The following is a 12,405-nucleotide window of genomic DNA, read 5'->3' on the forward strand; positions in this document are numbered from 1 at the left end:
GTTATGAAATCAGCATGGAGACCAGCATGCCGGCAACCAGGACGGAACATGACACGTTTGGCGCGATCGAGGTGCCGGCGGACCGACTTTGGGGCGCACAGACGCAGCGCTCGCTCCATCATTTTTCCATTTCCACCGAACGCATGCCGGACGAGCTGATCGTCGCGTTGGCGATGGTCAAGTCCGCCTGCGCCACTGCCAACCGCGACCTGGATCGCCTGGAACGGAAAAAGGCGGAAGCCATCATCAGGGCGGCGGAAGAAGTCGCGTCCGGACAGCGCCTGGGAGAATTCCCGCTGTCGGTCTGGCAGACCGGTTCCGGCACGCAGACCAACATGAACATGAACGAGGTGATCGCCAATCGCGCCTCCGAGCTGCTGGGCGGCGCGCGCGGCGAAGGGCGCCTGGTGCATCCGAACGACGACGTCAATCTCGGCCAGTCGTCCAACGACATCTTCCCCACGGCAATGCACGTGGCCGCGGTGGCCGCCGTGAAGAATGACTTGCTGCCGGCGCTGCGCGCGCTGCGCGCCACCCTCGACGACAAGGCGCAGGCGTTTGCCGGCATCGTCAAGATCGGCCGCACGCACCTGCAGGATGCGACGCCGCTGACGCTGGGGCAGGAATTCTCCGGCTACGTGGCGCAGCTCGACCATGCCGTCGTGGCCATCTCGGCCGGCCTGCCCGCGCTGGGCGAACTCGCCGTGGGCGGCACGGCGGTCGGCACCGGGCTCAACAGCCACCCGGAATTCGGCGCGCGCGTGGCCACCGAGCTGGCGCACCGGACCAGCTTCCCGTTCACCAGTGCGCCCAACAAGTTCGCCGCCCTGGCGTCGCACGATGCGCTGCTGGCCGCGCACGGCGCGCTCAAGACGCTGGCGGCGGCGCTCATGAAGATCGCCAACGACATCCGCTGGCTCGCTTCCGGGCCGCGCTCCGGCCTCGGGGAAATCGCCATTCCCGAGAACGAGCCGGGCAGCTCCATCATGCCCGGCAAGGTCAATCCGACGCAGGCCGAGGCCCTGACCATGCTGTGCTGCCAGGTGTTCGGCAACGATGTCGCGATCAATATCGGCGGCGCGTCCGGCAACTTCGAACTCAACGTGTTCAAGCCGATGATCGCCCATGACTTCCTGCAAAGCGTGCGCCTGCTGGCCGGCGGCATGCGCAGTTTCGAGGAACATTGCGCGCGCGGCATCGAAGCCAACCGCGAGCGCATCGCGCAATTGATGGAGCGCTCGCTGATGCTGGTGACCGCGCTGGCGCCGCATATCGGGTACGACCGCGCGGCGCAGATCGCCAAGCAGGCGCACCGCACCGGCGCAACCCTGAAGCAGGCCGCGCTCGACCTGGGCTATGTGTCGGAAACCGACTTCGAGCGCTGGGTGCGCCCGCAGGAGATGACCGGCCCCGGCGCGTCCGGTTAACCCCTGCAGTCCGTGGTGCTGTAAGTTTCCTGTAATAAACACCGCGCATCCTAGTCTACGCTTGACTTCCCGGCCATAGGTGGCGACTCGACATCCACAGGGCCGTTGGAAGGTTGTCACATTCGCATATCCGGCGGCGATATGCCGAATGACCGGGCCGTGCCCTGCACCAGTTTCCCTTGAACCGATTTACCTGACCCGCGAACCGTGTTGCAGGCGCGCCAATGCCTTGCATGATGCGTCGGACTATTCGCAGTTGATCGGGTAGTATCAAGAAACATCAAGAAAGAGTAGAGAAGATGGGACGTCACTTGCTCCGATTTCTGGTTCCGCTGATGGCAGCGGCGGCGGGCGGCACGGCGCTGGCAGCGCTGCTGGACTGGCTGGCCGGCGCGGCCATCGGCGCGGTGACGCTGGCCGCCATCGCGTCGCTCTGTTCGGCCGCCGTGGTAATGCTGGCGATCCGGAGCCGGCCGGACGGCAACAGCCGGTTTGCCGCACGTGCCGGCGGCGTGCTCGACCATTTCATGATCGGTTCGGCGGAAACGTCCTATTTCGTCGACTCGATCAAGAAGAAAATCGACCAGGATCTGCAGATCACCGAGGACATCGTCGGGCGTTCCCGGCAGACCGCGCAGACCACCGAGCAAATCGCCGCCAATGCGGAGCGCGCGTCGAAGATCGCCAGCGACGTACGCAGCGAAAGCGTGGCGGGGCGGGCGGAGGTGGACCAGGGCCTGCGCCGCATCAGCAACGCGCGCCAGGACGCGCAGGCCGCCTCGGAAGTGATGACCCATCTGCAGGAAAAGTCGCGTCGCATCCATGTCATCACCGAGGTGATCAACGAGATCGCCGCGCGCACCAACCTGCTGGCGCTCAACGCTGCAATCGAAGCGGCGCGCGCCGGCGAGCACGGGCGCGGCTTCGCGGTGGTGGCCGGCGAAGTGCGCCAGCTGGCGCAACGCACCAAGTCCGCCACTGACGACATCGGCGTGATGGTGCGCGAAATTAACGACGAGGCCGAGCGCGCCTCGGCCGGCATGACGGCATTGAGCGGCAAGGTGTCGGAAGCGGCGCAGAACGTCGAGCGGGTCCACGCCTTGCTCGACAATATCGAGCAGTCGGCCGGCGTGTCGCAGACTGAAATCCAGATGATCGCGGCGGCCTCGCGCGAGCACGTCGAGACGACGCAACTGATCGCGGAATCGATTTTGCGCATTCGCGACGGCATGCTGTCGACCGAGGAAGCATTGCCGCTGGCGTCGAAATCGGCGATGGTGCTGACCGAGCGGGCCGAAGCGCTGTTCGAGGCGGCCACCGAATTCGGCGTGCCGACCACGCACGATGAAGTGCGCGCGCTGGCCGAGCAGGGCGCGGCGCAGATCGGCGCGCTGTTCGAGGAAGCGATCGCCGGCGGCCGCATCAGCGAGACGGCCCTGTTCGACCGCAATTACAAGCCGATCCCGAACACCAATCCTCCGAAATATACGACCGCGTTCGACGCCTTCACCGACCGCACGCTGCCGGCGATCCAGGAACGCATCCTGGAGTCGCTGCCGCAGCTGGCCTATGCTGGCGCGGTCGACAACAACGGCTACTTCCCGACCCATAACCACAAGTTTTCCAAGCCGCTGACGGGCAATTACGACGTCGACCTGGTGAACAACCGCACCAAGCGCATCTTCAACGACGCCACCGGCGCGCGCTGCGGATCGAATACGAAACCGTCCCTGCTGCAGACCTACAAGCGGGATACCGGCGAGGTGATGCATGACTTGTCGGTGCCGATCTACGTGAAGGGACGGCACTGGGGCGGCTTTCGGGTCGGTTACCGTTCGAGCGCGCCGGCGGCCGACAAGGCAGCGGCGCCCGCCGCGGCCGGCAGCCGGGCAAACGTCAAGCGACTGGCGCACTGATCCCTGGCTTGCCGGGCAGTGGCCCGGATGGCGTCCTTACTCCCGGACCGACTCCATGACCTGTTCCCGGAACCAGCGGTTGGCCGGGTCGTTATCCATGTTCGCATGCCAGTACAGGAATACGTCGAAGGCCGGCACTTCCAGCGGGAACGGCAGGATCTGGTTGTCGAACTGCTGGTTGGCGATGCGCGCGTAGCGTCCCGGCATCGTCAGCAGCATGTCGGTTTCGCTCACCACCCGGCAGGCGGCGAAATAGTGCTGGCAGCGCAGGCGGATCTGCCGTTCCAGGCCGAAGCGGCTCAGCTCGAAATCTTCCAGCCCGGGGCCGCGCCGGCGCGAGCTGGCGAGGATGTGGTCCTGCTGCATGTAGGTGTCGAGATCGAGCTTGCCGTCGATTGCGGGATGCCCCTTGCGCGCCACCACCACCGTCGAATCCTGGTAGATCCGGGTGCGCATGATGTCGCCCGACAGCGGCAGCAGCACGTCGATGGCGCCGTCCAGCGTGCCGGCAGCCATTTCGCTCTCCAGCTCGCGCCGCTCGACGTGACTGGCGGCGACGTCGACCAGCGGTGCGGCCTGCCGCACGCGCAGCATCAGCGGCGGCAGGATGGTCGCTTCCAGCACGTCGCGCAAGGCGATGTTGAACTGCTTGGGCGTGCTGGCCGGGTCGAAGGTATGCAGGCCGTTCAATGTCACTTCCAGCCCGCGCAGGGCGCGCCGCACCGGCTCGATCATGTTGCGCGCCATCGGCGTCGACACCATCGCATGGCCCTGGCGCACGAACAGCGGGTCGTCGAACATCTGGCGCAGCCGTCCCAGCGCGTGGCTGATCGCCGGCTGCGTCAGGTTCAGCTTCTGGCTGGCGCGTGTGACGCTGCCTTCGGTATAGATCGCTTCGAAGACCGTGAACAGGTTAAGGTCGACCCGGGATATATGCATGAAATTTATTTGAAATAATAATAACTATTCATTTGATCGATTCTATACCCGGCGATATGCTCTTCACAACCCGCCGAATGCGGCGGCAGTTTGGGGAGACACGCTCGGCATGGGACAAATCTACCTGGTCCGGCACGGACAAGCATCGTTCGGCAGCGCGGACTACGACCAGTTGTCGGAACTCGGCCTGGAACAGGCGCGCCTGCTGGGCGAATGGTTTGCCAATTCGCGCCAGAAATTCCATCGCGTCGTCACCGGCGCCCTGAAGCGCCACCGGCAGACGGCGGATGCCTGCATGGCGGTGCTGCCCAAGGCGCACCGGGTCGATACCGACTGGCACACCGATCCGGATTTCAACGAGTACGACCACCACGAAGTGCTGGTGCGGCACCATCCGCCGTTCGACGATCCTGCCGAGATCAAACGCTTCCTGGCCGCCAGCCCGGATGCGCGCCACGCGTTCCAGGAAATCTTCCAGGCCGCGATGACGCGTTGGATGAGCGGCGAACATGACGCCGACTACCGCGAAACCTGGATGCAATTCCGCCAGCGCTGCGTGCGCGGATTGCAGCACCTGGTGGAAGGCGCCGACAAGTCGCAATCGATCATCGTGTTCACCTCCGGCGGCACCATCGCCACTATCTGCCAGCACGTGCTCGGGCTGGAGGATCGCCAGATGGCGCAGCTGAACTGGACGCTGGCCAACTGCGGCCTTACCAAGCTGCTCTATCAGTCGGGCGGCGCGCCGTCGCGCCGCGTGTCGCTCAGCTATCTCAACAATTACGCCCATCTCGAATGGCTCGGGCAGCCGCACACCATCACCTATCGCTAACCTATGACAAACGCAAACCTGTTCGACCTCTCAGGAAAAATCGCGCTGGTGACCGGCGCCTCGCGCGGCATCGGCGAATCGATCGCCAGGACGCTGGCCGCTTACGGCGCGCACGTGCTCGTCTCCAGCCGCAAGGCGGAGTCGTGCGACGCCGTCGTAGCCGCCATCCGCGAAGCGGGCGGCTCGGCCGAGACGATCGCCTGCCATATCGGCGAAATGGCGCAGATCGAGGCGATGTATGCCGCCATCGAAAGCAAGCACGGCCGGCTCGACATCCTGGTCAACAACGCCGCCACCAACCCGTACTTCGGCCCGATCGTCGATACCGACCTGTCGTCGTTCCAGAAGACGGTCGATGTCAACATCCGCGGCTATTTCTACAGCTCGGTGCATGGCGCCAAGCTGATGGCGAAGAACGGCGGCGGCAGCATCGTCAACGTCGCCTCGGTCAACGGTGTCATCCCCGGCGAAGGGCAGGGCATCTATTCGATCACCAAGGCGGCCGTGATTTCGATGACGCAGGCCTTCGCCAAGGAATGCGCGGCCTCCGGCGTGCGCGTGAACGCCTTGCTGCCGGGGCCGACCGACACCAAGTTCGCCGCCGCCCTGGTGCACAACCCGGCCGTGCTGAACCGCATGATGCCGCACGTGCCGATGCGCCGCGTGGCGCAGCCGGACGAGATGGCCGGCACCGTGCTGTACCTGGCGTCGAATGCATCGAGCTACACCACCGGCACCTGCATCAATGTCGACGGTGGCTATTTGATCGGTTAAGCAGCAAAAAACACAATCGCGCCTGGCGCATACACAACGGAGTGAAACATGGACTTTGACTACAGCCCCAAGGTAAAGGAACTGCAGAAGCGCCTCAATGCGTTCATGGACGAGCACGTCTATCCGAACGAAAAAGCCTTCTTCGACGAGATCGCGGAAAACCGCGCCAAGGGCGACGCCTGGATTCCGACCAAGGTAATGGAAGACCTCAAGCGGAAGGCCAAGGCCGCCGGCCTGTGGAACCTGTTCCTGCCGGAGTCCGACAAGGGCGCGGGTCTCACCAACCTCGAATATGCGCCGCTGTGCGAAATCATGGGCCGCGCAGGCTGGGCCGCCGAGGCGTTCAACTGCTCCGCGCCGGACACCGGCAACATGGAGACGCTGGAGCGCTACGCCAGCGAGGAACTGAAGCAAACATGGCTGAAACCGCTGCTGGAAGGCGAGATCCGTTCCTGCTTCGCGATGACCGAGCCGGCGGTGGCGTCGTCGGACGCGACCAACATCGAAAGCCGCATCGTGCGCGACGGCGATCACTACGTGATCAACGGCCGCAAGTGGTGGTCGTCCGGCGCCAACGATCCGCGCTGCAAGGTGTTCATCTTCATGGGCAAGACCGACCCGGACAACCCGAGCAAGCACAAGCAGCAGTCGATGATCGTGGTGCCGCGCGACACCCCCGGCGTGACCGTCATCCGCCCGCTGCCGGTATTCGGATTCGACGACGCGCCGCACGGCCACGGCGAAGTGCTGTTTGAAAACGTGCGCGTGCCGGTATCGAACATCCTGCTGGGCGAAGGGCGCGGCTTCGAGATCGCGCAGGGCCGCCTGGGGCCGGGCCGCATCCACCACTGCATGCGCCTGATCGGCTTGGCCGAGCGCGCGCTGGAACAGATGTGCAAGCGCACCCTGAAGCGCGTCGCGTTCGGCCGGCCGATCGCCGAGCAGACCGTGACGCTGGAGCGCATCGCCGAGGCGCGCATCATGATCGACCAGGCGCGCTTCCTGGTGCTCAATGCCGCCGACATGATGGACAAGGTCGGCAACAAGGCGGCGCTGAAGGAAATCGGCATGATCAAGGTCGCCGCGCCCAACATGGCGTGCAAGGTGATCGACTGGGCGATCCAGGCGCACGGCGGCGCCGGCGTGGCCGATCCGTTCCTCGCGCACGCTTACGCCAACGCGCGCACGCTGCGCATCGCGGATGGCCCGGACGAGGTGCACCGCAACCAGGTCGGCAAGCTGGAGCTGGCGAAGTACAAGCCGGCCAAGCCGGCGCAGTGAGCGGGGCCGCCATGCCGGAGCAAAACTTTGCCGGGAAAGCCGTCCTGGTCACCGGCGCCGGCGGCGGCATCGGTCGCGCCACCGCGCTCGCCTTCGGGCGCGCCGGTGCGCGGCTGGTGCTGTCCGATATCAGCGCGCAGGCGGGCGAGGAATCCGTCGCCCTGGTCAGGCAGTCCGGCGGCGAAGCCATCTTCGTCCAGGCGGATGTGTCGCGCGATGCCGAGGTGGAGGCGCTGGTGGCGAAAACGGTCGCGGCCTACGGCCGGCTCGACTGCGCATTCAACAATGCCGGCATCGAGGAGGAAAGCAAGCCGATCGGCGAATGCGAGGAAGCGCTGTTCGACCGCATCATGGGCATCAACGTCAAAGGCGCGTGGCTGTGCATGAAGCACGAAATCCGCCAGATGCTCAGGCAGGGCGGCGGCGTGATCGTCAACACCGCGTCGGTCGCCGGGCTGGTCGGCGCACCCTTGCAGGGCGTGTATGCAGCCAGCAAGCATGCGGTGGTCGGCATGACCAAGACCGCCGCGGCGGAGTACGGCAAGGCCGGCATCCGCGTCAATTCGGTGTGCCCCGGCGTGATCCGCACGGCGATGCTGGAGCGTGCCCTGGAGCGCGAGCCGCGCCGCGAAAAGCATATCGTGCGCGCGCACCCGATCGGGCGCATCGGCGAAGCCGCCGAGATCGCGGGCGCGGTGCTGTGGTTGTGCTCGGACGCGGCGTCGTTCGTGACCGGTCACCAGCTGGCTGTCGACGGCGGCCTGACCGCAATCTAAATGTTTATTCCAAAACTGGTTACTCCTTCCCCCTGATAATGGGGGAGGGAGTTTTTTCGTTTACAAGAGAATAAAGAGGCAGACTAAACGATGAAACGCGAAATGACGCCATTCCCCTGGATGAAATCCTACCCGCCGGGCGTGTTTTGGAACGCCGACCTGCAGGTCATGCCGGTACCGCAGCTGCTGGACGACGCGGCGCGGAAATGGCCGGATCTTCCTGCGCTCGAATTCATGGGAAAGCGCATCTCTTACCGGGAATTGCAGGCGCTGGCCGACCGCGCGGCCAAGGGTTTCCAGCGGCTCGGCGTCAAGCCGGGCGTGCATGTCGGGTTGTACCTGCCGAATACGCCGCACTACATCATTAGTTTTTTCGGCGTGCTCAAAGCCGGCGGCACGGTGGTGAATTATTCGCCGCTCGACGCCGAAAAAGTGCTGGAACATAAGGTCGAGGACAGCGAGACCGATTTCATCGTCACGCTCGACCTGGCTGCGCTGTATCCGCAGATGGACCGGCTGCTCGGCGGCACGCGCCTGAAGAAGCTGGTGATCGGGGATATCGCGGAAATGAGCGCCGCGCCGGATGCCGTGCGTGCCCATTTGCAGGAGGCGCAACAGCTGGCCGCGGTTGCGTCCGACGAGCGGCACCTGCGTTTCGCGCAGCTGCTGGACAATGACGGCGTCTACCAGCCGTATCCGATCGCCGATTTGGACGAGGCGATCGCGGTATTGCAGTACACGGGCGGTACCACCGGCTTGCCCAAGGGCGCCATGCTTACGCACGCGAACCTGACTACCGCATGCAGCCAGTTTCATGCGACGGTCAGCGGCGAACCCCGGGTGCTGGAAGAGGGCCGGGAGCGCGTGCTGGCGGTGCTGCCGCTGTTTCATATCTACGCGCTGACGGTCAACATGCTGTTCGGCATACGCATGGGCGCCGAGCTGGTGCTGCATACGCGCTTCGAGCTGGAGGCGGTGGTCAAGGATCTCGCCGCCAAGAAGATCACGATCTTCCCCGGCGTGCCGACCATGTACACCGCGATCATCAATCACCCCGGCATCGCCGACTACGATCTGAGCTCGCTGAAATTCTGCGGCTCGGGCGGCGCGCCGCTGCCAGTCGAGGTCAACCAGAGCTTTCAACGACTGACCGGCTGCTGCCTGGTCGAGGGCTGGGGCATGACCGAGACGTCGCCCACCGGCACTTTCACGCCCGTGTACGGGATGCAGAAGGTGGGATCGTGCGGCATGCCGATGCCGGGCGTGACGCTCAAGTTCGTCGGCGTCGACGATCCGGCGCGGGAAGTACCGCTGGGCGAGCGCGGCGAGCTGTGCATCAAGGGCCCGAACGTAATGAAAGGCTACTGGAAAAAGCCGCTGGCCACGCGCGAGGCGATGACGGCGGACGGATTTTTCCGCACCGGCGACGTCGGCTACATGGACGAGGATGGCTTCGTCTACATCGTCGACCGCACCAAGGACATGATCCTGTGCGGTGGCTACAACGTCTACCCGCGCAATATCGAGGAAGCGATCTACGAGCATCCGGCCGTGGCGGAGGTGAGCGTGATCGGCATTGCGGATGCGTACCGCGGCCAGTCGCCCAAGGCATTTGTCACGTTGAAGCCGGGGGCGCCGCATTTCACGCTGGAAGAGCTCAAGACTTTCCTCAAGCGTCGTCTCGGCAAGCACGAGATGGTGCAGTCGCTGGAAATCCGCGACCAGTTGCCCAGGACTCCGGTCGGGAAATTGTCGAAGAAAGAGCTGTACGAGGAAGAGGCGAGGAAGGGCGCGAAGGGAGGAGCGGCGGCCTGAAGGGAAGGGGTCGAGAAGGTGTCGATGTGCGGGACTCAGGCCATGAAACAGTCCCGCACCAGATGTTCGACACCGAAGACGTTCGCCCCCAAAGACAACCGCGGGCAGAACCCGCGGTAACGGCCCGGCTAGCGCGGCGTGCCGCGGCGCAGCAAATTCACGATCGCCAGCAATACCACCGCGCCGAGGAAGGACACCAGCAGCGAGGAGATGCTGAAGTCGTTCTGGTTGATGGTGCCGGTGCCGAACAGAGGCGCCAGCAGCCAGCCACCGAGCAGCGCGCCGACAATGCCAACCACGATATTGAGCAGCAGGCCTTGCTGCGCATCGGTGCGCATCACGAGGCTGGCCAGCCAGCCCAGAATACCGCCTACGACGATCCAGATAATGAAGTTCATATAAACCTCCAGTATGTTGAAAAACTGCTATGTGAAATAGACTGGCCGCTGTTGAAATGGTTCAGCCTGTCCCCGGAACGCGCGGCCAGCCTGCGATATGCCCGTCGTTCCGTTCCGATGCGCCGCCGCCGCGCCGGAACGGAAGCGGCGAGAAGCCGACTTCGTCCTCGATCAGCACGGTCGCGCCCTGTTTCGACGCCGTCAAGTCAGTGGCATAGTCATAGGCATCCTCCTTCTCGTCAAATGACGCAAGCGGTTCTTCCGATTCCTTTTCCGATACATCCCATCTGCCATTGATGCCGGGCGAGATGCAGATCACCGGTACCTGGTTCCGATCGCGTTCCATCATGGACGCTCCAGCCCTTGCCGCACGCTGCGCGGCGTTACGAATGCTTGTACTTGGCTTTCGCTTCGTCCACGCATTTGTCCTTCTGCGCGCCGGACAGGCTGTCGCATTTCTCGCGTGCGGCCTTGTAGGCGGCCTCGTCCTTGTCTTCACGCGCATCCTTGCGTGCCTGGGCGGATTTCCCCTCGGCCTTGGCGTCGGCTTTGGCGGCGGTCTGCTTAGCCTTCGCTTCCTTGACGCAGACGTCCTTCTCATTGCCTTTCATCGCATCGCACTTGGCCTTGGCGACTGCGTAGTCGGCATCGGCTTCCTTCTTGCGCGCGTCCGCTGCCGCTTTCGGCGTGCCCTTGTACTTCGCTTCGGCGGCCGCCTTGGACTTGTCGCGCGTGGCCTTGGCCTCGGCTACGCACACATCCTTGTCGTTGCCCTTGAGAGCGTCGCATTTTTCCTTTGCAGCCTTGTAATCCGCGTCTGCGGTATCCTTGGCATGCTTGTACTCTGCCTTGGCGGCGTCACTGGCGGCGGCGGCCGGCCCGGCCAGGCCGAACGCGGCGGCGGCAAGCAGCAGGGTGGCGAATGCAGTCTTCATCTTCCAGCTCCTTTCTAGTTAGTTGCGAGAGAAACGTGATTGGTGCCGCGCTCATCGCCGGCGGCGCGGCGCGGGCATCAATGCAGGCCCCGGTTTTTAAAGCGCGTGATCTGGTCTTCCGCTTCGTCCTTGCTGATGCCGTATGCTTCCTGGATCTTTCCCGCCAGCTGATCGCGCTGGCCGGCAATCATGTCGAGTTGGTCGTCAGTCAGCTTGCCCCACTGTTCCTTCACCTTGCCCTTGAATTGCGTCCAGTTGCCGGCGACAGTGTCCCAATTCATGTTGACCTCCTGATGAAATAACCCGCCTCGAACAATCCGTGTTGCCGATGGATGCGTGCGGCGCCAGAAGCGGTGCAAATCCTGTGCCTGTTGAACGTCATATCAGAAGCCGGAATAACGGGCATAACCGGTGTAAATGTTCCAATGACTTTTGAAAACAATACAGGGCGCGGGAGAAAAGCTGCCGGACGTCAGCTTCATGGCGTTTGGATTGGTTGCGCAGCAAGAGTTTGCGCGCGGTGAAAAAGTTTTCGAAATATTTTGAAACAATATCTATTGCATTCGGAAACTTAATCACGGACAAGCTGTCATTTGTTACACCGGAGTACAGCTTTCACATTTCCCGAGGAGTACATCATGGCTGAACAACTGACTGAACACGCGCTGGCAGGGCAGGAAACCTACGATCCGAACCGCCTGCTGGATACCCTGCTGGAGAAGATGAACCTGAAAAACGATGCGGCGCTGTCGCGCATGCTGGAAGTGGCGCCGCCGGTGATCTCGAAGATCCGGCACCGCCGGCTGCCGATCGGCGCTTCGCTGCTGATCCGCATGCACGAGACCACCAACATGAGCATTCGCGAATTGCGCGACCTGATGGGCGACCGGCGCACCAAGTACCGCCTGAGCGACGCACAGGGCAAGCCGAAACCGGCTGCACCGGACGCGTCGGCGCAACAGCAGAGCGCGCTGCACTGATATTTGCCCTTGCCTCGGGCAGGACCGCCCGGTATTCGCTAAAGCGAATACCGGCTTGTTCATTTGCGCGCCTTTCATCGGCTCTGTCGCCTGCCATGCGAAGCCGGTGAAAGGCATGTTGCGTGCGCCCGGCGCTGTTCTTGCGGCGTTCCGTCGGCAAGGACGGCGCATGGCGCTGACCGGGAATATTTTTCCTTGACGGAATAAACGATACGCAAATAGAATCCGCCTGTTTTCATTTCATGGAGCCCCCTTTCATGGGCACTTGTTCGAGTGGTAGTTGTTGCCGGAGTCGCTCCGGTTCTGCCTCGGCAAGATAACGCAGGACTTTC

The 12,405-nt window shown here is 63.6% G+C and carries 13 protein-coding genes; 8 read left to right on the forward strand and 5 right to left on the reverse strand.

The genetic code is table 11. The annotated features are described in order from the left end of the window. Positions 1-14: 14 nt before the first annotated feature. Positions 15-1,427 (forward strand): class II fumarate hydratase, encoded by a 1,413-nt coding sequence (gene fumC, locus FAY22_RS02315; RefSeq protein WP_246860627.1) that lies wholly within the window; start codon positions 15-17, stop codon positions 1,425-1,427. Between the two features lie 299 nt (positions 1,428-1,726). After that, complete coding sequence (locus FAY22_RS02320; RefSeq protein ID WP_246860628.1) at positions 1,727-3,343, forward strand: methyl-accepting chemotaxis protein; 1,617 nt, start codon at positions 1,727-1,729, stop codon at positions 3,341-3,343. A gap of 36 nt (positions 3,344-3,379) precedes the next feature. On the opposite strand, the gene FAY22_RS02325 is transcribed toward FAY22_RS02320, so the two are convergent. Next, positions 3,380-4,282 (reverse strand): LysR family transcriptional regulator, encoded by a 903-nt coding sequence (locus tag FAY22_RS02325; RefSeq protein ID WP_146328734.1) that lies wholly within the window; start codon positions 4,280-4,282, stop codon positions 3,380-3,382. 109 nt (positions 4,283-4,391) lie between these two features. Here FAY22_RS02325 and FAY22_RS02330 point away from each other — a divergent pair, with 109 nt between their 5' ends. From FAY22_RS02330 to FAY22_RS02350, 5 genes are all read left to right on the forward strand, one after another. After that, complete coding sequence (locus FAY22_RS02330) at positions 4,392-5,114, forward strand: histidine phosphatase family protein (RefSeq protein ID WP_146328735.1); 723 nt, start codon at positions 4,392-4,394, stop codon at positions 5,112-5,114. 3 nt (positions 5,115-5,117) lie between these two features. Then, on the forward strand, positions 5,118-5,888 hold the full coding sequence (locus FAY22_RS02335; RefSeq protein WP_146328736.1) for an SDR family oxidoreductase: 771 nt from the start codon (positions 5,118-5,120) through the stop codon (positions 5,886-5,888). Between the two features lie 48 nt (positions 5,889-5,936). Then, positions 5,937-7,169, forward strand: coding sequence for an acyl-CoA dehydrogenase family protein (locus FAY22_RS02340; RefSeq protein ID WP_146328737.1), 1,233 nt, complete (start codon positions 5,937-5,939; stop codon positions 7,167-7,169). An 11-nt stretch (positions 7,170-7,180) separates the two neighbouring features. Further along, positions 7,181-7,945 (forward strand): SDR family oxidoreductase, encoded by a 765-nt coding sequence (locus tag FAY22_RS02345; RefSeq protein WP_146328738.1) that lies wholly within the window; start codon positions 7,181-7,183, stop codon positions 7,943-7,945. A 102-nt stretch (positions 7,946-8,047) separates the two neighbouring features. Then, positions 8,048-9,760, forward strand: a complete 1,713-nt coding sequence (locus FAY22_RS02350) for a long-chain fatty acid--CoA ligase (RefSeq protein ID WP_146328739.1) — start codon at positions 8,048-8,050, stop codon at positions 9,758-9,760. A gap of 128 nt (positions 9,761-9,888) precedes the next feature. Here FAY22_RS02350 and FAY22_RS02355 read toward each other — a convergent pair whose 3' ends face one another. From FAY22_RS02355 to FAY22_RS02370, 4 genes are all read right to left on the reverse strand, one after another. Beyond that, positions 9,889-10,158, reverse strand: coding sequence for a GlsB/YeaQ/YmgE family stress response membrane protein (locus tag FAY22_RS02355; RefSeq protein WP_040039440.1), 270 nt, complete (start codon positions 10,156-10,158; stop codon positions 9,889-9,891). 61 nt (positions 10,159-10,219) lie between these two features. Next, positions 10,220-10,507: a hypothetical protein gene (locus FAY22_RS02360; RefSeq protein ID WP_146328740.1), complete on the reverse strand. Its 288-nt coding sequence runs from the start codon at positions 10,505-10,507 to the stop codon at positions 10,220-10,222. A gap of 34 nt (positions 10,508-10,541) precedes the next feature. Further along, entirely contained in the window at positions 10,542-11,093 is a 552-nt protein-coding gene (locus tag FAY22_RS02365; protein WP_146328741.1) for a hypothetical protein, read from the reverse strand. Positions 11,094-11,170: 77 nt separating this feature from the next. Next, entirely contained in the window at positions 11,171-11,374 is a 204-nt protein-coding gene (locus FAY22_RS02370) for a CsbD family protein (RefSeq protein ID WP_146328742.1), read from the reverse strand. A gap of 357 nt (positions 11,375-11,731) precedes the next feature. Here FAY22_RS02370 and FAY22_RS02375 point away from each other — a divergent pair, with 357 nt between their 5' ends. Continuing rightward, complete coding sequence (locus FAY22_RS02375) at positions 11,732-12,073, forward strand: hypothetical protein (protein ID WP_371417340.1); 342 nt, start codon at positions 11,732-11,734, stop codon at positions 12,071-12,073. The last annotated feature ends 332 nt before the right edge of the window (positions 12,074-12,405 follow it).

The sequence above is a fragment of the Noviherbaspirillum sp. UKPF54 genome (genome assembly GCF_007874125.1).
Taxonomy (GTDB): domain Bacteria; phylum Pseudomonadota; class Gammaproteobacteria; order Burkholderiales; family Burkholderiaceae_D; genus Noviherbaspirillum.

What these genes read in the sequence shown, in the direction of transcription:
- fumC (WP_246860627.1), top strand. Translation starts at nt 15, where the DNA reads ATGGAGACCAGCATGCCGGCAACCAGGACGGAACATGACACGTTTGGC.
- FAY22_RS02370 (WP_146328742.1), bottom strand. Translation starts at nt 11,374, where the DNA reads ATGAATTGGGACACTGTCGCCGGCAACTGGACGCAATTCAAGGGCAAG.
- FAY22_RS02350 (WP_146328739.1), top strand. Translation starts at nt 8,048, where the DNA reads ATGACGCCATTCCCCTGGATGAAATCCTACCCGCCGGGCGTGTTTTGG.
- FAY22_RS02355 (WP_040039440.1), bottom strand. Translation starts at nt 10,158, where the DNA reads ATGAACTTCATTATCTGGATCGTCGTAGGCGGTATTCTGGGCTGGCTG.
- FAY22_RS02345 (WP_146328738.1), top strand. Translation starts at nt 7,181, where the DNA reads ATGCCGGAGCAAAACTTTGCCGGGAAAGCCGTCCTGGTCACCGGCGCC.
- FAY22_RS02340 (WP_146328737.1), top strand. Translation starts at nt 5,937, where the DNA reads ATGGACTTTGACTACAGCCCCAAGGTAAAGGAACTGCAGAAGCGCCTC.
- FAY22_RS02325 (WP_146328734.1), bottom strand. Translation starts at nt 4,282, where the DNA reads ATGCATATATCCCGGGTCGACCTTAACCTGTTCACGGTCTTCGAAGCG.
- FAY22_RS02320 (WP_246860628.1), top strand. Translation starts at nt 1,727, where the DNA reads ATGGGACGTCACTTGCTCCGATTTCTGGTTCCGCTGATGGCAGCGGCG.
- FAY22_RS02360 (WP_146328740.1), bottom strand. Translation starts at nt 10,507, where the DNA reads ATGATGGAACGCGATCGGAACCAGGTACCGGTGATCTGCATCTCGCCC.
- FAY22_RS02375 (WP_371417340.1), top strand. Translation starts at nt 11,732, where the DNA reads ATGGCTGAACAACTGACTGAACACGCGCTGGCAGGGCAGGAAACCTAC.
- FAY22_RS02330 (WP_146328735.1), top strand. Translation starts at nt 4,392, where the DNA reads ATGGGACAAATCTACCTGGTCCGGCACGGACAAGCATCGTTCGGCAGC.
- FAY22_RS02365 (WP_146328741.1), bottom strand. Translation starts at nt 11,093, where the DNA reads ATGAAGACTGCATTCGCCACCCTGCTGCTTGCCGCCGCCGCGTTCGGC.
- FAY22_RS02335 (WP_146328736.1), top strand. Translation starts at nt 5,118, where the DNA reads ATGACAAACGCAAACCTGTTCGACCTCTCAGGAAAAATCGCGCTGGTG.